A 23,078-nucleotide genomic window follows, 5' to 3' on the forward strand; every position below is an offset into this window, starting at 1 on the left:
AGTTTTGACACATAATCTTATTAAAACGACAAAACGAAAATGAAAAAACTAACTCTAGTAGCTATAGCTGTTCTAAGTGCAGCAACTACATTCGCCCAGACCTCTTCAACTGATGTTAAATCAACTACAAAAGCTAACGGTAAAGTAAAAGCCGATACGCATGGCGCTGCCGTAAGCGGTACAGCAACTTCAGTAACCTCTGCCGAATCAACTACAAAGGGTGCGTTGGTAAGTGAAGTGGCCACAAAAGCTGATGCAACTGCCAAAGCCGAAGCAAAAGCTCAGGCCAAAGCAAAAAAAGACCTGAAGAAAGCGGAGCGCGAAGCCAGAAAAGAAGCCAAGAAAAACAAGGCTGAACTAAAAGCCAAAGGTGAGTCGACTATAGAAACTACAGTAGAGACCGGCGCTGAAGCTAAAACAAAAGCAGAGAACCACGGCCAGCAGGTAGCACAGTTTGCACAAACTGTTACCTCAGAAGGAAGAGCAAAAGGCGAAGCCATCAGCGAGGTAGCTGCCGCCAACGCAAAAGCAACCACTGAAACGTCGGTAGATGCTGCCGTTGAAACTGAAGCTAACGTGGCTACCACTATAGATGCCCAGACCGAGCAAGGCGACAAAAAAGCGAAGCAGACAAAAGAGAAAGCTGCCAAAGAAGTAAAAACGCAGAAAGATACGCACGGCAAAACAGTTTCTGAAACAGCCAAAGGTGTAGATGCTACTGTAACTACTACAGGCCAGGCGGTAAAAGAAGTAGCCACTGCTAAGCGCCAGAACAAGCCAACTAAAGTAGAAGCTGCAGCCGGTGCTGATGTTCAAAGTGCTGCGCGTGTAACAGCTGGTCGTCCGGCAAGCGCTGGCCGCCCGGTAAGAGTGCTTAAAAAAGGTGGCGTTGCTGCCCCTGTAAAAGTAAATACCGGTGCTAAAGTTGGTGTTGGTGTTAAAGTAGGTAAAAACTAAGAAAAACAGATCTCAGAGCAGGGCTTCCGGTAATGCCGGGAGTCCTGTTTTATATAGTAAACTCATGAAAAACCAACTATACTTGTGGATAATGCTGGCGTGGGCGCTTGTTGGTTCTGCTCATGCCCAAACAACAGAAGATTCTGTTACCCGCAAAGCATCCTGGAACGTGGCCCTGGAAGTTGCCAACAACTCCTCTTTTTACGGTCGCAACACGGCTACCCAATACCCTTATGCAGCTGCTACCTTAACTTATGCGCACGCCTCCGGTTTCTGGGCATCGGCAACAAGCTACCAGCTTTTTAATACCAAGGATTATATTGACGAGACCGACCTTTCGGTGGGCTATAGTTTTGCTATCAGCAAGCGCATGGCTGGTAACCTGAGCTATTCGCGCTTTTTCTTCAGCGAGAACGCGCCCATGGTAAAGTCCGTCACCGAAAATGCCGCATCGCTTAACACTACCCTCGACTGGAAATACCTGTATTCGTCGCTTACTACCAGCTACTTTTTCGGGGAGAGCAACGACCTGATCGTGCAGTTCGAGAACTCGCGCTACATTGGCCTAAACCCGCTCTGGAATGGTAAAAATCCGGTCGGCCTGGATCCTAAAATCGGAATTACCGGCGGTACGCAGGAGTTTTCGGAAACCTACACCGTAGAGCGAAAAAAAGAACTAGGCGACTGGTTTGAAGATGTGCTCACACCCGGCAAAGGCAACAACCCCAAAACAACCACTACTACCACCACCAAGCATAAATTCCAGGTGCTGAGCTACGATTTTTATGTGCCGCTTGTGGTAATGCTGGGTAACTTTGAGCTGGAGCCGACTTACCGCTATTCTATCCCGGTTAATAAACTGGAAGGCGATGAATCGAAGGCGCAATCTTTTTATTCTGTAAAAGCTAGCTTTACATTCTAAACTATAAACTATGCACGTACTGGTTGTAGAAGATGAAGCCGGCCTGGCTGCCGAATTAATGCATTTCCTGAAGCAGGAGCACTACAAATGCGACTGGGCCTGCAACGGCGAAGATGCCTCGGAGCGCATTGCCGTAAACCGATACGATTTTATATTGCTGGACCTGGGCCTGCCTGACTATGATGGACTGGACCTGTTGCAGGAAGCCCGCGAAACCGACTACGAACCTGCTGTAATTATACTAACCGCCCGCGGCGAACTGGAAGACCGCGTAAAAGGACTTGGCTTAGGAGCCGATGATTACCTGGCAAAACCATTCTCACTGTTGGAACTACAGGCACGCATGCAGGCCGTATCGCGCCGTAAGTTTAATGTAAAGTCATCGGTGCATGTGTTTCATGGGTTTGAGCTGGATAGTACGGCCCGTACTGTAACGTACAACGGTCAGAATATTTCGCTTACCAAAAAGGAGTTCGACCTGCTGCACTACATGCTGCTGCACAAAAACCGAATCATGACGCGCCTGCAGCTAACCGAGCACATCTGGGGAAACATCCTGGAAGACGATTACGACTCCAACTACATCGACGTACACATTAAAAACCTGCGCAAAAAGCTCTCAGCCCACGCCCCAACCGACTGGATTGAAACTGTTCGTGGTGTTGGCTACCGGCTAACCTTATAGTATGCGGCTGCAATCCAAACTCACCCTTTTCAGTGCTGTTTCTAAAATAGTGGTGGTATTGCTGTTAATAGCAGTGCTTCCGCCGCTAATTAACCGTGTGGCACTTGTAAATACCGACAAACGCCTGAACGAGAAAAAAGACAGTGTGCTGGAGATCATCAGCAACCAAGGCATCGAAAACTTTATAGCCGAAGGCAGCGAAGGTGCTTATGGTAGCTATAACCTGCTGAAAGAAGAGTTTATTTCGATAGAGCAGATACCCGAACCTATAGTTGTGGATACGGTGGAGAACTCGCTGCGCAAAGTAGAGAACGAGATCGTAGAGTACCGCGTGCTCAGCCTTACTTTTGAGGTGGATGGAAATTATTACCTCCTCGAGATAGGCCGAAGTATAGATACGATCCAGGAAAGCATAAACACCATGCAGCAGTACGCGCTGTACTTTTTGGCTGCCGTTATTCTGATCACCGTTTTCATCGACCTGGCCTTCAACAAAATTCTGCTGCAGCCGCTTATCGTTATAGTTCGGCGCCTGAAAAAGATAGGCCACCCCAGCACGTTTACGCCTAAAACGATAAATACCACCACATCTGATTTCCTGTATCTCAACAACGCCATTAACGACATGATGGGCCAGGTACAGGACGCTTTTCAGAAAGAGAAAGAGTTTATCGGCAACGTATCGCACGAGTTGCTTACACCAATCTCTATCCTGCAGAATCGGATGGAGAACCTGCTTACCGACCCCGAAATGCCCGAGCACTTGCTCGTAAAATTAGTGGATAACCAGAAAACGCTTCACCGGTTAAAAAACATCATACAGGCCCTGTTGCTCATATCCCGCATCGAAAATGAGCAGTATCTGAAGAATGAAGAAGTAAGCATAACGGCGCTAGCTAATGAAGTAGCCGAAGAAATTGCAGACCGCGCCGAAGCCAAAGGAATAAAGCTAAACCTGAACCTGGAAGACGACTGGACGCTGCCACAAGCCAATTATTCGCTGCTGTTTACGATGCTGTTTAACGTGGTGAGCAATGCCATAAAATACAACAAGCCCGGCGGAAGCATAACGATAAGCGGCACGCCCAAAGGCAAAGGCTACGAACTATGCGTAACCGACACCGGCGTTGGCATCCCGCAGGAACATTTGCCACACATCTTCAATCGCTTTAAACGCCTGCAAGGCCCCGACAACGAAAGCCACGGCCTAGGCTTACCGATCGTACAAACAGTTGCGCGCTTCCATAAAGTAAAACTAACGGTAGATTCTACGGTGGATGTGGGTACTACTTTCTGTTTCAGGTTTGGGAAGGTATAATGTATCGTTGAAAGACATATTTTATGATGCTACTATAGTTGCAAGATAACAGTGGACGCAAGTCTCCAGACTCGCTGTTGCCAGGTAAATTTATTAACCCACCCCTACCCCTCCCGAGAAGGAAGTTTCTGCTGTAGCTATACTTTCAAGTTTGGTTTTATAGTTCCGTTGGTCATCCCCTGCCCCCTTCAAAGGGGGACTTTTCAGCTACTACCTCTCAACTGTCATTTCGACCAGCGGGAGAAATCTGAATTTGCTATAGTTACAATCCGAGAATAGGACAGGTTCACCTGTCCTATTGAAACTACAACCACGATAAAGCCATGCAACTATAGATACTCGATTAACTATAACTATTACTATCGAACTGCTATCAGTCTTTGGGTTGAGCGCCTTGTGAATGTCTGGTGCCGTCAGGCATTGTGAGGAACGAACAAAAGAGATTCGCGCAGCGCGATGCCCGAAGACGGGGCTTCCCGGCCGTGAGGGCACCAAAGTTAACTATACAACGGTAGGTGAGTAGAGCTCCCAGGAATACAGGAAGTTTGAAAGAAAGGCTTGTGTCAAGTTGCAGTTAACTTCAACTATAAGCCGAGATAGATTTCTCGCTACACTCGAAATGACAAAAGAGAAAATACAGTACATATAAGAACCATCGACAGGCGCTCCGGATAACAATTCTATTCACTCCCATCACACCATTTAGTAACTATAGTTTTCTGCGTAAGTATACTTTTAAACGTAATTTAGCAGCTACATACCTCAAGCTTATAAAACTATGACCGATAAAACACTCGAGCCATCCGAAGAAAAATACCTGCACGGCTACTCTACTGAAGAGCAGCAGCGCCTTTACAAGCAGGCCCGCTTCATGGAGAACAAAATTTATTCTGACATCGATTTCTCGACAGTAACTAACCTGCTGGAAGTTGGCTGTGGCGTGGGTGCGCAATCAGAAATCCTGCTTCGCCGTTTCCCTAACATCTTCCTGACCGGCATCGACTATTCTGATAAGCAGATAGAACAGGCACAAAAGTTTTTATCGTCGGTGCCTTATGCCAAAGACCGTTTTAAATTGATGCAGGAGAATGCGATGGACATGAGTTTTACATCGCAGGCTGCGTTTGATGGTGCATTTCTGTGCTGGGTGCTCGAACATATTCCGGACCCTGCCAGAGTGCTGTCAGAGGTGCGTCGTGTGCTGAAACCGGGAAGTCCTATTGTGATTACCGAAGTACTGAACTCGAGCTTTTTTGTGGAGCCTTATTCGCCAAGCGTGCTGCAGTACTGGCTGCGCTTCAACGACCTGCAATACGATATGAGTGGTGACCCATTTGTGGGTGGCAAATTAGGTAACCTGCTGCAGTCCGTAGGTTACCAGCGCATCACCACCGAACCTAAAACGTTCCATTTAGACAGCCGCAACCCGGCCAAGCGCGCCGAAATGATCGCTTACTGGACGGAACTACTATTAAGCGGTTTGCCTCAGTTACTGGAAGCCGGCTATGTAGATGCGGAACTGGCCGATAAAGTAAAAGAAGAAATGCACGTCGTAGCCAAGAGCCCGAATGCCGTTTTCTTCTACACCTTTATACAGGCCAAAGCTTTTACGGCATAAATTAAAAGGCTCTGTAACATATAAGTTGCAGAGCCTTTTAATTTATAAGTCGCTTATATCTTCATTTTAATGTTATAGGCTGTTCCTTTATCTTCATAGAAAATATAGAAAAAATTTTCATCGAAAGATGTTACTCTAAACGATTTGTATTTACTGGCTCCTTCTAATGTGCCATGTATAATGATTGCCCCGTTTTCTTGCTGCACACTCTGAACTTTTAATTCGCGCTTAGATGGGTAAACCCTTGCTTCATCTGCATTCCCTGTAAAACTGGCACTTTCAGTAGCTTTAAATTCAGTTTTATTATTCGTTAACTTTTTAAACTTCTCTAAATCAGCGGGTGCGTTTGTAAAAACTGCACCAGCCAGGAAGGATTCGGCAGGAGTGCCCATTGCAAAACTTGCTCCCAATACGCCGCCATATCTACTGCCTTGGTTATCCTGATGCCTGATAAAAACAACATTGCCTCCCATCATAGCAGCAACCACCTTTAACTTCTTCTGAGCCCGTGTTTCAATATTGTTTAAATTTGAGAACATGGTATTACCTTTTTCAGTTATACTGATGTCGCCGACCCGTTCCAAGCCATTTATTTCTTTTTCCGTCTGCGTAAGTATTACATTCTCATAATCCTGCCATTTATCTACTCTCCTATATGCTGCTGATTCTGCAAATACTTCTACCCTTCCAGATTTCAACACCACTTTTTGTACCACATTTCTGTACAAAGAATTTGTTACCTCTTCGTCAGGAAGCGAGTATTTAACAACTTCAGGAGTGATCTCTTTAACAAGGCAGGGAATTTTGGATGTATTGGTATATATGGTATCTACCTGCGCTATACTAACCGAAGAAGTTAGCAGAAAGCTAATCAGAATTAAAGTAAACGTTTTCATAGGGAGTGGCTTTAAACGCTAATTTAATACATATAACATTAGGTATACATTTTTTTAATTCCCCAGATAAGGCCTGAGCTTTTCGTACTGCTCTGGCTTTATTATTTTAATCTGTTTGAGTTCCTCCACACTCTCAAAACGGCCGTGCTGCTCGCGGTAGGCGACTATAGCACGTGCTAAATTCGAGGTCATATACGGGTGCGCGCGCAGTTCCTCTGCGGTGGCGGTGTTCAGATTAATTCTTGCAGGCGTGTGTGCTTTTGCTACAAAAGTGTACTTGTGCAGGCTATCTATTACCTCGGGTTGCAGGCCATATACTTCGCGCAGCTGTTCTAAACTATAGAAGCCGCCCAGCCTGTCGCGATACTTAACGATGCGTGCCGATAGCTTGCTGCCAATGCCGCGTATCTGTTTCAGCTGGGTAGTATCGGCAGTATTAATGTTGAAGGGTGCCAGTACAAAGCGCTCGCGAGGGCGGTTCTCCCAGTTGGGTGTTGGCCGTGGCCGGCTGCTGCCTATACCCTTACGGCTATAGTTGTCGGGTTTGGTTTCAGGCAGATCAATAAAAGGGTACAGCCGCTGGAAAACAGAATCCGGCATGCCATAGATCCTGCCTAATTCTGCTTTGTAAGTTAAGTCTCCTACTTTATTTCTATAGTTTAAAATGCGCTGCCCCAGGTATTTTGGTAACCCGAAAGCCTGCCATTGCTCCAGCGTAAGTGTGTTGGGGTTAAACTTGTAAAGCGGAACGGTAGCTATAGTTTTCCGGCCCCGGTTATAGTTGTCTGGTACTTTCTCGAGCTGCGCTACCAGGCTATCAAGGAGCAACTGGTCTGCCGGGCTGGCGCTTATAGGCTGGTTGGAACTATAGATTCTGGAAAAAAGAAATGGTGCTGCCGTAAGCAGCACCATTATGGTTATCAGCCACAGAAAACCGTTTACCTCACGCTGCGAAAAGCCAAAGTAGTTACGGATCCAGAGCTTCAGTTTTCTCATATGCTATGCCATCGGTTGCCGTCCCGGCTCATCATCGTTATCCAGATACGAATCCGGCTCCGGTTTTGGTGGCGCATTCAAAACTCTATAGAAAAAATATGCTGTTAATGCAGTTACCAGAAACATGGTAAGAAGCATGATAACAAGTGCTGATGTATTCATAAGTTCTTAAATTTTACCTTCTCTAACTCTCTTTTTATACGCTATGTATACCAGTGCAGCAATGCCCAGGAATACAGCTACCAGCAGTATGCGCGATGCGTTCACGAAGAACAGCGTATCCTCTAAATGCGCGATCACGGCCGGGTCTGTTGCTTCGGCTAACTGGCGGTGCAGGCTGCTGTTCATCAGTTTTTTAATGATGGAGCTGTCGTCCAGTTCCCAGTTACCGCTTAAAGCTGCTCCCCAGTCGCCGCCTTTTGGCGTAACCAGTGAACCGATAAACACCCATAGTAACAGCAGCGGTGTCACGAACTTGATAATGAACTTATAGATGTTAGGCACTTTGATGTCGGAACCTGACATGATCTCGCGCCAGCCTTTATCAATTCCAAAAATCCAGGCAAACAAGATAGACTCGAACAAGGCAAAAATTACCAGCGATACCGTACCCGCCCAGTAGTCGTATTCATCAAACACGCCGTAGTGGAAGAACAGTACGGTTGGCATACCCAGTATCAGTACGATCAGACCAAAAGACCAGGCCGCAGACTTACGTTTCCAGTTAAACTCATCCTGCAGAAAGCCCATCCATGGCGTACCCATCGCCAGCGACGACGTGATACCAGCAAAGAACAGCAGGCCAAACCACATAACACCGGCAATAGCACCCAGCACTTCGCCCCACTGCGTAAACAGGAACGGCAGGGTTTTAAAGGCAAGACCAAGGCCACCAGACTGCACCAGTTCCGTTACACGGTCGATACCCAGGTAACCGATAGAGATCGGGATCAGAATAGACGCACCCAGTACTACTTCCACAAACTCGTTCATCCAGCCAGCCGACATAGCGTTAAGTGCGATATCGTCTTTGGATCTAACATAAGATGCGTAGCAATGGATAGTACCCATACCCACAGATAGGGTAAAGAAGATCTGACCGGCAGCTGCCAGCCAGACAGTCGGTGACCATAGTTGCGTATAGTCCGGTGTCCATAAGAAGTTAAGACCAACAGAGCTATCGTTAATAGCACCTGCCTCACCAGCTGTAATCGTAAAGCCTTTATAGGCCAGGAACATACCGAACAGAATCAAGAGCGGCATGCCTACTTTGGCTACACGCTCTACGCCACCAGCCAGGCCCTGCGAAAGGATCCAGGTGTTCAGCAACAAGCAGAGCACGTAAAATACAACGGCCTCCAGCGGAATGCCCAGTGTAGATTCGCCGATACTCACGTAGGTGTTAAAGAAAGCAGCAACTCCTTCCTGGTCCATGCCATTAAAAGTGCCGAGTATTGAGTGCACAACATAAGACAGCGTCCAGGACTCGATGTAGCAATAGTAAGCTGCCACGGCAATGTTTGTCCAGATACCGAATACGCCAATGTATTTCCAGAGGCGGTGTTTACCCATGGTATCCACAATATAAGGCGTAGAGTGGTTACCATATCTGCCCCCGAAACGGCCCATCGACCATTCGATCCAGAGCAATGGAATACCCATTACTAAAAAGCATACTAAGTAAGGGAGAATAAACGCGCCACCACCGTTCTGTACGGCCTGTACCGGAAACCTCAGGAAGTTACCGAGACCAACAGCATTACCGGCCATGGCCAGAATGAGACCCACGCGCGAGCCCCAGGATTCTTTGTTAGCACTCATAAAAAAGGTAGAAGTTGATTAGTTTAGTTAGGTTGTTAAGAGTATAGTATTCTGGATTTAAGCTTACAATTTAGGGATTGCATCTGAGAGCGCCATATTAAATTCGATATTTTTAATATTTCACCGACCAAACACAGCTTTCTCCTGACGAACCCGGAAACTGCTATTGAGCAGCCTGTTCGGCCACAATCTGTATGCCTTCTGCAAAACTATGCGGCCTGTAGCCAAGGTCTTTTTTAGCTTTCGCGATAATGAATCCGGTTTTAGGCGGGCGTTTTGCCGGCTGTGTAAAGGTGCTGCCATCAGCCTTATCTATCAGTGATTTGTCCAGGTTAAAGTAGTCAGCTACCTGCAGAGCCATGTCGTAAGGTGTCAGCATTTCGGAACCTGAGATATGGTAAATGCCTTCCGCGTCGTGTTTTGCCGCCAGCCAGCAACCTTGTGCCAGGTCCTCGGCCAGCGTAGGCGTCCGGAACTGGTCGATCACTACTTTAATTACTTTGCCCGCCTGTAAACTATCGCGTACCCACAGCACAATGTTGGTTCGGCCATAGTTGTGGGCTACCCCGTACACCAGCACGGTGCGCAGAATCGCCCACTTACATTTAGCCTTCTTTACAATTTCTTCGGCCAGGCGTTTGGTTTCACCATAAAAGTTTACCGGGTTGGCTTTGGCCTCCTCGCTGTACGGTCCGTCTTCGCCGTCAAAAATAAAGTCGGTGCTTACGTGTATCAGGTGTGCGTTATATTTCTCGCAGGCATTAACCAGAAACTGCACGGCATCGCGGTTCAGCAGCAGCGCGCCTGCATGGTCAGTCTCGCACTGGTCCACGTTGGTCATGGCGGCGGTGTGGATGATATGCGTTGGCCGGAATCCGCTAACTATAGCTTCTACCTGCGCCGGATCGGTTACGTCCATCGATGCAAAAGGCACCTGCGGCAGTATAGTTGCCAGCTTGTTTTCGCCGCGACTGGTAGCCAGTAGCTCTACATCCGGTTGGGTAAGCAGCAGTTCGGCAAGTTTCTGTCCCAGCAATCCGTTAGAGCCCGTGATCAGTATTTTCTTCATGCTTATTTGGTAAGCGAGTGCGTGCTATAGTTGTAGTTATACTTCTTGGCAATCTTCTTTTTCTTCACGTCTTCCACGGTCACTTTCATCTTCACATCCGTTAGCGGGCGGTCGCGCTGGTTCTTAGGCTGCTCGGCAATTTTATCCACTACATCCAGGCCATCTACCACCTGCCCGAAAACTGTGTAAGCTTCGTCCAGCATCGGTGTGCCATCGTGGTTCTCTACAATATAAAACTGCGAGCCGCTCGATTCTTTCATCGGGTTTACCTGGTCGCCCATGCGCGCGGCAGCCACAGCGCCACGCACATGCTTAAACTCGGGGTTAATTTCGGCCGGTATGGTGTAGCCTGGTCCGCCGGAGCCGTCGTTGTTCGGGTTGTCGTCCTTGCTGTTCGGGTCGCCGCCCTGTATCATAAACCCATCAATCACCCGGTGGAAAGTAGTACCGTCGAAAAAGCCTTCTTTGGCCAGCTTCAGAAAGTTCTCTTTGTGTTTTGGGGTCTGGTCGAAGAGGATGAGTTTGATGTCGCCCTGCGGCGTGTTTATGGTTACCAGTTGGTCTTTGCCTTTCGGTTTCTGGGCGGATGCAAGCGTGGTACTTAAGAACAGCAGCGCAACTATAGCGCAAAGCATTTTCTGTAGTTTCATAGTTCGTATAGTTTTCTGGAGCTTGAAGATTCCTATTTTTTAGCTGTAATCCAAATCAGGACCTGCGATTAAGGAGATTACGCTGATTTTATATGATTTCTGTCAGGTTGCAGATCAGTGGATTTTGCCTGAACCAGGATTAATGAAGATTGAACGGATTGGCCCAATGTAGAGACCCAAGATTTTGCGTCTCCGCTATGAAACTATAGGCCCAGCTATAGTTTAGCTTTGCTTTGAAACTATAGAACTGTACCCGAACTATTGTTCTACGCTGGCGCGGATCTGCGATCCGTGACTTATCTATAAAGTTGGATCTGTGATCCAACTGGGCGGGACGCCCAACTATAGTTCGACACGAGCGTGGACGCTCGCGCCATAGAAATTAAATTACCACAACTATAGCTCAACTATAGATTACCGCAAAACTATAGTTTTCAGCTGATGCAGAACGCCAGTTACAAACTAGCACCATCGGTAACCACAAGTTACACCCCGTTAAACTTGCGGTATGATGCAGATTGATTTCAGTTCACAAAAAAAGAGGCGCAACAGGTGCGCCTCTTTTCGTATTTCGTCAGATTCGTTTTGGCTATAGTTTAGCTGCGTTGTTCTTTTATCTCTTTCAGAATCTCCACACCGCCCTGGCTGAGTATAGTTTCGGCCAGCTTCTTACCAATCGTTTCTGCCTCTGCAATCGGGGCTTCATATACTTCGTACAGGTGGCGCTGCCCGTCCAGGCTAACGATGCCGCCTTGTATCTGCAGGGTATTTTCGTCTTTCAGGGTTGCCAGTGTAAACGACGGAATGCTGCAGCCTCCCTCCATAGTTCTCAGGAAAGCACGTTCGGCCAGCAAGCAATGGTGGGTTTCCGGGTGATCTACCGCCGCTTTTATGCGGGCCTTTAACTCGGGCTCCAGATTCATGGCACATTCTACGGCAACGCTTCCCTGTCCGGCAGCGGGTACAAACTGGTCTTCCGGGAAGATATGTACGATCAGGTTATCGTATTCCATGCGGTGCACACCGGCAAACGCCAGCATCAGGGCATCAAATTCTCCGTTTTCCAGCTTTTTCAAGCGTGTCTGCAGGTTTCCGCGCGATTCGCCGGTTACCACATTCGGGTAAAACTTGTTAAGCAGCGCACGGCGGCGTGTAGAAGATGTACCAATTTTAGCGTTACTGCCTGGTTCCAGTTTAAAATCCGGGTTCAGCGATAAAAGCACATCGTTCACTTTTTCGCGCTCCATAAACGCCAGCAGCTCCAGGTCTTCTGATACTTTAGACTGTACATCTTTGGCACTATGCACGGCAATATCAATGCTGCCATCGCGCAGGCCATCTTCCAGCTCTTCGGTAAAAACACCTTTAGAGCCCAGCTTGTCCAGCGACCTGTCCAGCATGCGGTCGCCTTTGGTAGTAATAATGACCAGTTCGGTAGCAAAACCTGCTGCCTGTAGTTTATCGGCTACTGTATTTGCCTGCCACAGCGCCAGTTTACTGCCACGCGTACCAATGTTTATGATTTTATTCTGTATAGTTGTCATGATCTTTTAGTAGTTGCCACGCAAAAAGTGCGCGATCTGTATAGAGCTGTCTACGAAAACAATTTTAGGGTTGGCATTCCGCTCGATGTGGTAGTGTGCCTGGTTCAGTTCTTCGGCCATACGGGCGCCGTTGTCGGTGTGCACCAGTTTCGAGAAATCCTGTACAAACTTCATCTCGTCGGCTGGCAAATAAGCTATCAGGCCGGCATCTACACCATACAACATCACCTTCCGGAAAAGGTTAAGCGCATAAAGTAAAAAGTTCTTCTGGTTCTCGCGGCCCAGCTTCTGAAAATCCTCGCTCATCTCTATCAGCTCGCCAAACTTGTAGCCATAGCAGTTGCGCAGCCAGTCGCGGAAAAAACTGAAATAGTCGGAGCTTACTTCGGAGAGCAGGTTCGCGGCCATGTTCAGGTTGCCTTCGGCTAATTGTGCTATCTGGCGCGCAGCGGTGGCTTCGGCGTTATACTTCTGTTGCAGCCAGGTTACTACTTCTTCTTCGGTAAAATTGCGAACCTGCACAATCTGGGTACGCGAAGTTATAGTTGCCAGCAGCTTATCCGATTGCTGCGAAACCAGCAGGAACAGGGTTTTAGCCGGTGGCTCCTCCAGCAGTTTCAGCAGGGCATTGGCCGCAAACGGGTGCATCAGCTCGGGTAACCAGATCAGCACAATTTTATAGTCCCCTTCAAAGGCCTTCAGCGACACCAGTTTTACCAGTTGCCGGCTTTCCTCTTTCGAAATAGCGCCTTGCTTGTTCTCTGCGCCAATGTGTTGCATCCACTCGTTCAGGCCCTGGTAGGGGCTTGCCAGCACAAACGCGCGCCAGTCGTTCAGGAAGTTCTGGCTCAGCACATCCTTGCCTGTAGTATTTCTGGTAGCGGTAACCGGCATCACGAAGTTAAAGTCCGGGTGCACCAGTTTGTTCATTTTAGTGCAGCTGCCACATGTTCCACATGAATCATCGGCCTGCTTGTTCTCGCAGTTGATGTAGGTGGCATAAGCCAGTGCCAGCGCCAGGTTTGCACTTCCCTCCTTGCCCAGAAACAGCTGCGCATGCGCCACGTGGTTCTGCTGCACAGAGTTTACAAGCATCTGCTTCGTTTCCTGGTGTCCTAAAATCTGAGAGAACTGCACGTTTATAGTTAATTGTTAGTTGTTGATTGTTAAATTGTTTGATGGTTATATTGTTGACCTGAACTATAGATTTCACAAACCACGAGCCCAACAATCAACAATTCAGCAATTCAACAATTAAACCTTGTCCCACACCCTGTATGGCTGGGTCTGGTTGAAGATTTCGGTTAAGATCGCTTTTTCGGTATCGTCTAAAACTTTTTGGCGGCGTTCCATTACCTTTTCGGCGACCTCGTATACTTTGCGCAGCTGAAACGTTTCGAAGCCCGCGGCACCGCCCCAGCTAAACGAAGGTATAAAGTTACGCGGAAAGCCCGAGCCAAAAATGTTGGCACTTACGCCCACCACCGTTCCGGTATTGAACATAGTATTGATGCCGCATTTGCTGTGGTCGCCCATAATTAAACCGCAGAACTGCTGCCCGGTGTTCTTAAAACCGCCTTTGCTATAGTTCCATAGTTTGACCTGTGCATAGTTGTTCTTCAGGTTGGATGTGTTGGTATCGGCACCTAAATTGCACCACTCGCCCAGCACCGAGTTGCCTAAAAAGCCATCGTGGCCTTTGTTGGAGTAACCCAGAATTACCGATGCACTGATCTCGCCACCTACTTTGGAATGTGGCCCAACTGTTACATCGCCGCGCATTTTGCCGCCCATGTTCACGTGGCTGCCTTCGCACAGCGCAAATGGCCCTTTTATAAGCGCACCTTCCTGCACCTGTGCATCTTTGCCAATATAGATCGGTCCGTCTTCGGCGTTCAGCACGGCTGCGCGTATTTTGGCACCTTCTTCAATAAAAATATTTGCCTCGTTGTAAACTATCGTATGCTTATCGTTTACCGGCTGGCTTTTGCGGTCTTTGGTCAGGAGTTTAAAATCGCTCCGGATCTCGCGCCCGTTGTGTACAAAAATCTCCCACACCTCCCGGATCATCAGCACCCCGGCATCCAGTGCCAGCTTTTTGCTTTGCTGTGCTTTTTCCTGCAACTCGTCCAGGTTATCTATCTGCGCTCCGCCACCGTTAAAAGCGATCAGGGTATCGCCCTGCCAGTACGACTCGCCAAAGCTCAGGCCCTTCATTTGCTCTATCAGTTCTACCGTTGGTATCACCGCGCCGTTTATGTAGCAGTTATGCGTACTATCAAAGTAAGGTATAAACTTGGCGCTCAGGTAATTTTGTGTGAGCGACGAAGCTACCTGCCTTGTCAGTTCCTGCCACTTTTCGGCTATAGTTAAAATACCGGTCCGGATGTAAGCCACGGGCCGCGTAAAGGTAAGCGGCAACAGGCTCTGCCGGATAACCGGATCGTCGAAGAGAATGATGTTCATAGAGCAAAAATAAAAAAGTCTTCCCGAAAATTACGGAAAGACTCTTTAAGAAACGTTTTAACCGGGCGGAACCGCTTATTTTTTCTTGTAACGGGTGTTGAATTTCTCCACACGACCAGCAGTATCCACGAAGATGTTTTTACCAGTGTAGAAAGGGTGAGAAGCAGAAGAAACCTCCACTTTGATTACCGGATACTCTTTACCGTCTTCCATAGTGATTGTCTCATCAGAGTTCATTGTAGAACGCGTGATAAATTTGAAATCACTTGTCATATCCTGGAAAACCACCTCTCTGTATTCTGGGTGAATGCCTTTTTTCATTATTATAAACGTTAATTAACCTTAATTTCTGAATCGGACTGCAAATTTAACAATACTTTCTGAAATTAAAACGCTATAAACTAAATTATTTTACAGCTGGCTAAATTACTATGCTGCTGCAATTTATCTTATAACTTTGCCATAGCCGCAACGCTACCAACCAAAATAAACCATGATACACGCGCAGCAACACCTTATACTGGACCAGGCACAGATCGAGCAAAAAATAAAGCGCATGGCCTACGAGATGTATGAGCACAATTTTGAGGAGCAGGAGCTGGTGCTGGCCGGCATCCACGAGAAAGGAACCAGACTGGCCACCATGCTGGCTGAGCAGTTACGCAGCATCTCCCCTATTACAGTGCACCTGCTAACTATAAGGCTAAACAAGGTCAGCCCGCTGGACTCGCCGGTAGTGCTGGAGCCCGCAACTATAACTATAGCCGGCAAAGTGGTGATTATAGTAGACGATGTGCTGAATACCGGCAAAACGCTGGCCTACACGCTAAACTCCTTCCTGCCGCAAAACCCTAAAAAAGTAGAGATTGCAACACTGGTGAACCGCCACCATACCTTGTTCCCGGTTGCCTCAACTTACACCGGCTTCTCGCTGGCTACTACACTACGGGAGCACGTGGAAGTAGTGCTGCAGGAACAGGAAGTAGCGGCTTATCTGCATTAGAATTAATTGCTGAATTGTTGATGGTTAAATTGTTGTACACAAAAAGTATGACTTGTTACAATTACCACTCCAACATTAAACCATGCTAATCAACTACAAAGCAGGTATAGGATATACAATCCACAACATTTACATTTTAACAATTTAGCCATCAACAATTAAACAATATTACCTCCATGAAAGAGCTTTGCTTTGCCACTAATAACCGGAACAAGATTGCAGAAGTGAGTCAGATGCTGGAAGGCAAGTATAAGCTGCTGAGCCTGGAAGACATTGGCTGCCACGAAGAGCTGGCTGAAGACCAGGACACACTGGAAGGCAACTCGCGCCAGAAAGCACACTATGTATGGGAAAACTATAGCGTAAACTGTTTTGCCGACGACACCGGACTGGAAGTGGATGCGCTTTGCGGCGAACCAGGCGTGTACTCTGCCCGCTATGCCGGCCCCCAACGCTCCGATACCGACAACATCAACAAATTGCTGCAAAGCCTGCAAACCCACGACAACCGCCGCGCGCGCTTCCGCACCAGCATTACCTTGTATTTAGACAACCAGGAGTACCAGTTCGAAGGCATCGTGAACGGAACTATAGCCACGGAATATAAAGGTAACAAGGGCTTTGGCTACGATCCGGTTTTTATTCCTGAAGGCCACGACCGCACTTTTGCCGAAATGAGCTCCGAAGAGAAAAACGCCATCAGCCACCGCGGCCAGGCCATGCAAAGGCTGATACAATTTCTGCAGGCGCAGTAGAAACTATAAATTTATTCGTGCAGTTATGGTCTTGTGCCTTATAAAATCTTAATTTTGTAGCCTGAAACCATAGCTTCCAATGCAAAAGCCATTTATCGTCGGGATTACAGGAGGTAGTGCTTCAGGAAAAACCACTTTTTTGAACAAGCTACTTACTTCGTTCTCACCGGAAAACATCTGCCTGATCTCGCAGGACAATTATTACAGAACAAGGGATCAGCAAACCTGTGATGCCAACGGCGTAATTAACTTCGACCTTCCATCCTGCATCGACGACAAAGCCTACGCCCACGATGTACTTCGTGTGAGCCAGGGCCATACCGTTTACCGCCAGGAATACACTTTTAACAACCCAAACGTAGTACCAAAGCAGCTGGAGTTTAAGCCGGCTCCTATTGTGGTAGTGGAGGGCATTTTTGTGTTTTACTTTGAGGAGATCGCCAAACTGCTGGACCTGAAAGTTTACATCGATGCCAAAGAGTACATAAAACTGCAGCGCCGTATAGTTCGCGATAAAATAGAGCGCGGCTACGACCTGGACGATGTGCTGTACCGGTACACCAACCACGTAGCACCTACCTACGAGAAGTATATCAAGCCTTATAAAAACGACGCTGATATTATTATCCCGAATAATAATAACTTTGAGCGGGGGCTGGATGTATTGACCACGTTCCTGAACACTAAGATAAAATAGGCATGAGGCACAAGTTTGCAGTAATAGGACTCGGAATATTTGGTAACTCCATTGCCAGAACGCTGGCAGAACGGGGCGCCGAAGTGCTCGCTATCGATCTGAACGAAGATCATGTAGAGGACATAAAAGACGAAGTAGCCTATGCTGTAGCCCTGGATGCCACCGATATACGCGCCCTGGAAGCCCAGAACGTGCAGGACATGGATGCCGTGATCGTGGCCATTGGCGAGGATTTTGAGGCATTGCTTATTACCACCGCCAACCTGCAGGAACTGAACATCAAGCGGGTGATTACGCGTGCCTCCAACAAGCAGCAGCGCCGCATCCTCGAGAAAATGGGTGTGCAGGAAATCCTGTCGCCGGAAGGGGAAGTTGGTAAAACAGTGGCCGAACGCCTGCTTCAACCTAACATCCGCACCTTCCTGTCATTGCCCGACAACTATGAGATCGTGGAGATAAACACGCCTCCGGGCATTGCCAACAAGACCCTGGCCAAGATCTCGCTCCGTGAAAAGTACAACCTGAACATGATCACGATAAAGCGTTTTTTTGAGGAGATGCAGGACGGCAAACCAACCCAGGTAGAGCATATCATCGGTGTACCGAAGGCCGACACTATCATCTATCCTTCCGATATCCTGATCCTGATCGGCAAGAAGCACGACATCAAGCGATTTATAGAAGTAAACCGATAACGATTTTATTTTTACAGGAAAGCCGTTACATTTGTAACTATACATGCCAAAAACAACAACTATAGCACAACACTTCAGGCATCTGCTGATGTCGGTTACCCTGCTTTGGGCGCTTATGCTCAATGGCCAGGAAGTGCGTGCCTATAGTTTGCCGGCAGATACAAGCCCGAAACAGGAAGCATCCACCGTAGCTGATGCCCCGGTTCCGGAACACAAAACAGTAGTAAAGCAGAAAGTATCGTTAGAGGCAACCACCTCTTTTGTTACCTTAAACCTGCAGCAGGCTACACTGCCTGCCCCGCTGCCCGCTTTTGCAGCTCCAACCGACGAATTACTGCCCGCCCAGGCGGCCCTGCCAACCGGCAACGGCTTTGTGGCGCAACTCTTTCCGGTAACTATACAGCCCAACGCCCCTTAGGCTATAGTTTCTCCCCTATCTTTTAAACCGCATTCCGGGCAGGCATTGCCCCCGACGGAACGCGTTGTGCCGGCATTCAGTTATCTATAATATTCACTGATATGCAGCTACTTACAAATAGTAACCTAACAATCTATTCCCATAATTTTTATTTAACCAATGCGTAACAAATCGTTAATTATCACATTGACAGTTATCGTATCGGCGCTGTGCCTTTACTTCCTGTCATTCTCGTTTGTTGCCAACAATGTGCAGAAGGATGCAGAAGCATACGCTACCGATGCACAGGGCAACATAGATCTGGATAAGAAGCAGGAATACCTTGATTCTATCTGGAAAGAGCCTGTTTTCCTGGGCTACACGTACCAGGAGATCAAAGAAAATGAACTGGGCCTTGGCCTTGACCTGAAAGGTGGTATGCACGTTGTGCTGGAAGTATCGCCTATCGAGATCATCAAGTCCATGTCTGGTAACAGCAAGGACCCAAGCTTCCTGAAAGCGCTGGACCGTGCTAAAGAACTGCAGAAAACCAGCCAGGCACGCTTTACAACGCTGTTTGCCCAGGCGTACCGCGAAGTGGAGCCGGAAGGCCGCTTAAGCCGTATCTTCTCCAACACTGCTAACCGTGGCAAGATCAGCTACGAGTCTACCAACGAAGAAGTAATCAACGTGATCGACAAGGAAGTGGAAGATGCGATCGAGCGTTCTTTCAACATCCTGCGTACCCGTATCGACAAATTTGGTGTAAACCAGCCAAACATCCAGCGTCTGAAAGGTTCCGGCCGCATTCAGATAGAATTGCCAGGTATCGACAACCCGGAGCGTGTGCGTAAGCTGCTTTCTGGTATGGCTAACCTGGAGTTCTGGGAAGTATGGACACCACAGGAGTTCAGCCCGTATTTTATGCAGCTGAACGAGCACCTGAAAAAACAACAGAAAGATGGCAACCTGAACCTGAACACCGCTGCTGCTAAAACTGACAGCGCTGCCGAAGGCGATGTACTGGCGCAGGCTGCTGCCGGTACCGATTCTACTGCTGCTCCTGCTGCATCAACCGACACTGCCGCTGCTGCTTTAGCTGCTGCTGATTCGCTGATGAACGAGGCTGGCCCGCTGGCTACTTTGTTTACACAGCTGCCTAACGGTATTGGTGCCAACGTGCGCGATACTGCCAAGATCAACGACATTTTTGCAAGGCCTGATGTACGCGCGATCTTCCCTCCTAACATGAAGTTCTTGTGGGATGTGAAGCCTATCGTGGGTGAGAACCGCCAGGAGTTCCTGGAGCTGTACGCTATTAAGAAAGGCCGTGATGGCAGAGCACCACTTTCAGGTGATGCGATCAACGATGCCCGCCAGGACTTTGACCAGCAGAGCCGTCCGGAAATTACCATGACTATGACACCGACAGGCGCTAAAAAATGGGCCCGCCTTACCGGCGAGAACGTAGGTCGTCAGATCGCGATCGTGCTCGATAACTATGTATATTCTGCTCCTGTTGTGCAGGGCGAAATTACAGGTGGTAACTCTTCTATCTCCGGTAACTTTACCATTGAAGAAGCGCAGGACTTGGCAAACATCCTGAAGGCTGGTAAAATGCCAGCTCCGACCCGTATCGTGGAAGAAGCTATCGTTGGTCCGTCACTGGGTCAGGAAGCTATTAACCAGGGTCTGTTATCTACACTGGCTGGTTTAGCGGTTGTAGTAGTGTTCATGATCGCTTACTATAGCCGTGGTGGTCTTATCGCCGACTTAGCGCTTGTATTCAACGTATTCTTTATCCTGGGTATCCTGGCACAGTTCAACGCTGCGCTTACCCTGCCTGGTATTGCCGGTATCGTACTTACACTGGGTATGGCCGTGGATGCGAACGTACTGATATTTGAACGTATGCGTGAGGAAGCCCGGAAAGGTCTTCATATCCGCGAAGTGATCAACAAAGGTTACGACAAAGCGTTCATGACCATTCTGGATGCGAACGTAACTACCTTCCTGGCTGGTTTCATCCTTTACTTCTTCGGTTCAGGTCCTGTTAAAGGCTTCGCAATCACCCTGATGTTAGGTATTGTTACTTCGTTCTTTACTTCAGTATATATTTCACGCCTTCTGATCGAGGTTTCTTTCCAGAGAGCTGGTAAACTGTCGTTCTCTAATGCATTTGCGGAGAGAATGTTCCAGAACGTGAAGTTTGATGTAATGAAGTGGAAAAAACCTGCTTATGCCTTCTCGCTGGGTCTGCTTGCCTTTGGTTTTATTGCCATGGCGATTAAAGGACCAAACCTGGGTGTAGACTTTAAAGGCGGCCGCTCTTATGTAGTGGAGTTCGACCAGGCTGTGCCGGCATCTGATGTGCGCGAGTCCCTGACTGACAACTTCCACGAAGCGGGTACCGAAGTAAAAACATTTGGTGCTTCAAACCGTGTAAAAGTTATTACCAGCTGGTTAGCCGAGGATGAAAGCATTGAAGCAGATGAGCAGGTAAAAACAGCTCTGAACGCCGGTCTTGCCGAATTCAGTAACCTGAACCCGAAAGTACTTAGCTCCTCTAAAGTAGGTGCAACTATGGCTGATGATATTCAGAACACAGCTGTGATAGCCCTGGTACTTTCCCTGATCGGTATCTTTATTTACGTAATGTTCCGCTTCAGCAAGTGGCAGTTCTCGCTGGGTGGTGTGGTAGCCTTGCTGCACGATGCCCTGATGATCATTGCCGTATTCGCTATTCTGGACCTGTTCGGTATCTCTTATGAAATGGACCAGGTATTTATTGCGGCGATACTTACCATCATCGGTTTCTCTATTAACGATACCGTGGTAATTTTTGACCGTGTACGTGAATACATGGTTGATAACCCGAAACTACACGTGAGAGAGATCATCAACCCTGCCCTGATCCATACTTTCAGCCGTACCATTATTACATCGGCTACAGTATTTATGGTGGTGCTGGTGCTGTTCATTTTCGGTGGTGAGATCCTGCGTGGTTTCTCGCTTGCCATGATGATCGGTATCCTGTTTGGTGTGTACTCGTCGTTGTTTATTGCAGCTCCAATTGTAGTAGACACCATGAAAGACGAGAAGAAACCAGCACCTGCTCCGGCAGCACAAAAAGTTCGCTAAGCAACTATAGCTTATCATCAGAAAGCCCGGGGCAATTGCCCCGGGCTTTTTTGTTTTGTTCGTTGCAGGGTCCCTGGAAAATGTAAAGCCACAAATGTTGCGTTTCCGCTATGGAACTATAAGTTTCAGGTTAAAATTGACTCAAGCTGCAGGTTATTGCTTCCGGTTTGTAACTAAATGTCTGCACCAGCAAGAAACTATAGTTTACTGTAAGCTATAGTTGGCAAAACTATAGTTGTAATGGTAAATCCCATGGCGCGAGCGTCCTCGCTCGTGTCGAACTATAGTTGGGCGTCCCGCCCAGTTGGATTGTAAATCCAACTTTATAGATAAGTCACGGATCACAGATCCGCGCCAGCGTAATTAAAGTGAGGAGTGAGCTATAGTTCTATAGTTGTTCCAGCTAATTACGAGAAAACTGGCGCCGGTACCTAACTGATAACGTACAGTAGCTTGCTGACACGCTGGGCTATAGTTGCAGGACAAGACTAACCTATAGTTGCATAGCGTAGACGCAAGGTATTTCGTCTCTACATATCCCGGACATCAATTTAATCTCCATTAATCGTTGTCCAGGCTACTGGTAAAACAAAAACGCCAGCTGCTTGCGCGGCTGGCGTTTTCTATAGTTCTGTACGTCAGGTGTTAGAATGTTACACCATCTGCTACTACTTCTTTTACTTCTGGTACCATACGCTTCAGCAGGTTCTCGATACCGGCTTTTAGAGTTACAGTTGCTGAAGGGCAGCCGCTGCATGAGCCTTGCAGGTGTACAGTTACCACACCGTCGTTGTATGATTTGAAAGAGATGTTACCACCATCCTGTTCTACAGCAGGGCGTACATAGTTTTCCAGCAGGTCGATCACTTTCTTAACGATAGCAGCATCGCCTTCCGATGTTTCGGCAGAAGCTGTGTCGGTTGTTTTAGGAGCAGCCGAGAAACCTTCGTTAAAAGCCGGGCCGCCTGCCTCTACATACGACTTCAGGAAAGTACGCAGTTCCGGGATAAGTTTTACCCACTCCAGATTTGAGTTTTTGGTAACGGTTACAAAGTTGCTGGCAATGAACACACGGCCAACATAATCAAAGTTAAAAAGCTCCTGTGCCAACGGCGAATCTACTGCGCTTTCCAGATCCGGGTAATCCACGCTCTGGCCATCCGGCAGTAACTGCACGTTCATCACAAACTTCATCGACTCTGGGTTCGGGTTAGCCTCTGCATACACCGACACCATTTTTTCTTTATTTTCTATCATGGAAATCTACGTTTTAAGTAAAACCTCGGACATAGCCGTAAAGTTTCCAAAATTAGGTAATTTTCAGATACAACAACAGCAAATCAGACCGTAAATGCAACTGCACAGAATCAACAAAAAGTTATAAATATTAGCTTAAAAATGGCTTATAATAGCAGAAAAGCTATCTTTGCCGACAACTAACCAACTCA

At 47.7% G+C, this 23,078-nt stretch carries 22 protein-coding genes; 11 read left to right on the forward strand and 11 right to left on the reverse strand.

Annotated features, from left to right (window positions below; genetic code table 11):
* Positions 1 to 39: 39 nt before the first annotated feature.
* The 5 genes from H7F15_RS09395 (at position 40) to H7F15_RS09415 (ending at position 5,500) form a co-directional block, all read left to right on the forward strand.
* Positions 40 to 957, forward strand: a complete 918-nt coding sequence (locus tag H7F15_RS09395; protein ID WP_185196720.1) for a hypothetical protein — start codon at positions 40 to 42, stop codon at positions 955 to 957.
* A 64-nt stretch (positions 958 to 1,021) separates the two neighbouring features.
* Positions 1,022 to 1,879, forward strand: a complete 858-nt coding sequence (locus H7F15_RS09400; RefSeq protein ID WP_185196721.1) for a hypothetical protein — start codon at positions 1,022 to 1,024, stop codon at positions 1,877 to 1,879.
* Positions 1,880 to 1,889: 10 nt separating this feature from the next.
* Complete coding sequence (locus H7F15_RS09405; protein WP_185196722.1) at positions 1,890 to 2,564, forward strand: response regulator transcription factor; 675 nt, start codon at positions 1,890 to 1,892, stop codon at positions 2,562 to 2,564.
* Position 2,565: 1 nt separating this feature from the next.
* A complete protein-coding gene (locus H7F15_RS09410; protein ID WP_185196723.1) occupies positions 2,566 to 3,882 on the forward strand; it encodes a cell wall metabolism sensor histidine kinase WalK in 1,317 nt (438 codons plus the stop codon).
* Between the two features lie 778 nt (positions 3,883 to 4,660).
* Positions 4,661 to 5,500 carry a class I SAM-dependent methyltransferase gene (locus H7F15_RS09415; RefSeq protein WP_185196724.1) on the forward strand — a complete coding sequence of 280 codons (840 nt, stop codon included), beginning with the start codon at positions 4,661 to 4,663 and terminating at the stop codon, positions 5,498 to 5,500.
* A 53-nt stretch (positions 5,501 to 5,553) separates the two neighbouring features.
* Here the strand turns inward: H7F15_RS09415 and H7F15_RS09420 are convergent, their stop codons facing one another.
* The 10 genes from H7F15_RS09420 to H7F15_RS09465 all read right to left on the reverse strand — a co-directional run bounded on the left by H7F15_RS09420 (position 5,554) and on the right by H7F15_RS09465 (position 15,263).
* Entirely contained in the window at positions 5,554 to 6,396 is an 843-nt protein-coding gene (locus H7F15_RS09420; RefSeq protein WP_185196725.1) for a hypothetical protein, read from the reverse strand.
* A 54-nt stretch (positions 6,397 to 6,450) separates the two neighbouring features.
* Positions 6,451 to 7,392 carry a helix-hairpin-helix domain-containing protein gene (locus tag H7F15_RS09425; RefSeq protein ID WP_185196726.1) on the reverse strand — a complete coding sequence of 314 codons (942 nt, stop codon included), beginning with the start codon at positions 7,390 to 7,392 and terminating at the stop codon, positions 6,451 to 6,453.
* Positions 7,393 to 7,395: 3 nt separating this feature from the next.
* Complete coding sequence (locus tag H7F15_RS09430) at positions 7,396 to 7,554, reverse strand: hypothetical protein (RefSeq protein ID WP_185196727.1); 159 nt, start codon at positions 7,552 to 7,554, stop codon at positions 7,396 to 7,398.
* Between the two features lie 6 nt (positions 7,555 to 7,560).
* Positions 7,561 to 9,213, reverse strand: coding sequence for a sodium-dependent transporter (locus H7F15_RS09435; protein WP_185196728.1), 1,653 nt, complete (start codon positions 9,211 to 9,213; stop codon positions 7,561 to 7,563).
* Between the two features lie 163 nt (positions 9,214 to 9,376).
* On the reverse strand, positions 9,377 to 10,282 hold the full coding sequence (locus H7F15_RS09440; RefSeq protein ID WP_185196729.1) for an SDR family oxidoreductase: 906 nt from the start codon (positions 10,280 to 10,282) through the stop codon (positions 9,377 to 9,379).
* Between the two features lie 2 nt (positions 10,283 to 10,284).
* A complete protein-coding gene (locus H7F15_RS09445; RefSeq protein ID WP_185196730.1) occupies positions 10,285 to 10,932 on the reverse strand; it encodes a peptidylprolyl isomerase in 648 nt (215 codons plus the stop codon).
* Positions 10,933 to 11,528: 596 nt separating this feature from the next.
* A complete protein-coding gene (gene hemC, locus H7F15_RS09450) occupies positions 11,529 to 12,476 on the reverse strand; it encodes a hydroxymethylbilane synthase (protein WP_185196731.1) in 948 nt (315 codons plus the stop codon).
* 6 nt (positions 12,477 to 12,482) lie between these two features.
* Positions 12,483 to 13,613 (reverse strand): DNA polymerase III subunit delta, encoded by a 1,131-nt coding sequence (locus H7F15_RS09455; protein ID WP_185196732.1) that lies wholly within the window; start codon positions 13,611 to 13,613, stop codon positions 12,483 to 12,485.
* Positions 13,614 to 13,730: 117 nt separating this feature from the next.
* Complete coding sequence (locus H7F15_RS09460) at positions 13,731 to 14,942, reverse strand: GlmU family protein (protein ID WP_185196733.1); 1,212 nt, start codon at positions 14,940 to 14,942, stop codon at positions 13,731 to 13,733.
* Between the two features lie 75 nt (positions 14,943 to 15,017).
* The gene (locus tag H7F15_RS09465) at positions 15,018 to 15,263 is read right to left on the reverse strand and encodes a type B 50S ribosomal protein L31 (protein WP_185196734.1); all 246 of its coding nucleotides are present in this window, start codon (positions 15,261 to 15,263) and stop codon (positions 15,018 to 15,020) included.
* 172 nt (positions 15,264 to 15,435) lie between these two features.
* Between H7F15_RS09465 and H7F15_RS09470 the strand changes: the two genes are divergently transcribed.
* From H7F15_RS09470 to secDF, 6 genes are all read left to right on the forward strand, one after another.
* Positions 15,436 to 15,945, forward strand: coding sequence for a phosphoribosyltransferase family protein (locus H7F15_RS09470; RefSeq protein WP_185196735.1), 510 nt, complete (start codon positions 15,436 to 15,438; stop codon positions 15,943 to 15,945).
* Positions 15,946 to 16,121: 176 nt separating this feature from the next.
* Positions 16,122 to 16,700 (forward strand): non-canonical purine NTP diphosphatase, encoded by a 579-nt coding sequence (locus H7F15_RS09475; RefSeq protein ID WP_185196736.1) that lies wholly within the window; start codon positions 16,122 to 16,124, stop codon positions 16,698 to 16,700.
* A 79-nt stretch (positions 16,701 to 16,779) separates the two neighbouring features.
* Positions 16,780 to 17,397: a uridine kinase gene (locus tag H7F15_RS09480; RefSeq protein WP_185196737.1), complete on the forward strand. Its 618-nt coding sequence runs from the start codon at positions 16,780 to 16,782 to the stop codon at positions 17,395 to 17,397.
* Positions 17,398 to 17,399: 2 nt separating this feature from the next.
* Entirely contained in the window at positions 17,400 to 18,092 is a 693-nt protein-coding gene (locus H7F15_RS09485; protein ID WP_185196738.1) for a TrkA family potassium uptake protein, read from the forward strand.
* Positions 18,093 to 18,135: 43 nt separating this feature from the next.
* Entirely contained in the window at positions 18,136 to 18,510 is a 375-nt protein-coding gene (locus H7F15_RS09490) for an RNA methyltransferase (protein ID WP_255481166.1), read from the forward strand.
* Between the two features lie 159 nt (positions 18,511 to 18,669).
* Complete coding sequence (secDF, locus tag H7F15_RS09495) at positions 18,670 to 21,630, forward strand: protein translocase subunit SecDF (protein WP_185196739.1); 2,961 nt, start codon at positions 18,670 to 18,672, stop codon at positions 21,628 to 21,630.
* Between the two features lie 645 nt (positions 21,631 to 22,275).
* On the opposite strand, the gene H7F15_RS09500 is transcribed toward secDF, so the two are convergent.
* Positions 22,276 to 22,887 carry a NifU family protein gene (locus H7F15_RS09500; RefSeq protein WP_185196740.1) on the reverse strand — a complete coding sequence of 204 codons (612 nt, stop codon included), beginning with the start codon at positions 22,885 to 22,887 and terminating at the stop codon, positions 22,276 to 22,278.
* Between the last annotated feature and the right edge of the window lie 191 nt (positions 22,888 to 23,078).

This window comes from Pontibacter sp. Tf4 (genome assembly GCF_014212495.1).
Taxonomy (GTDB): Bacteria; Bacteroidota; Bacteroidia; order Cytophagales; family Hymenobacteraceae; genus Pontibacter.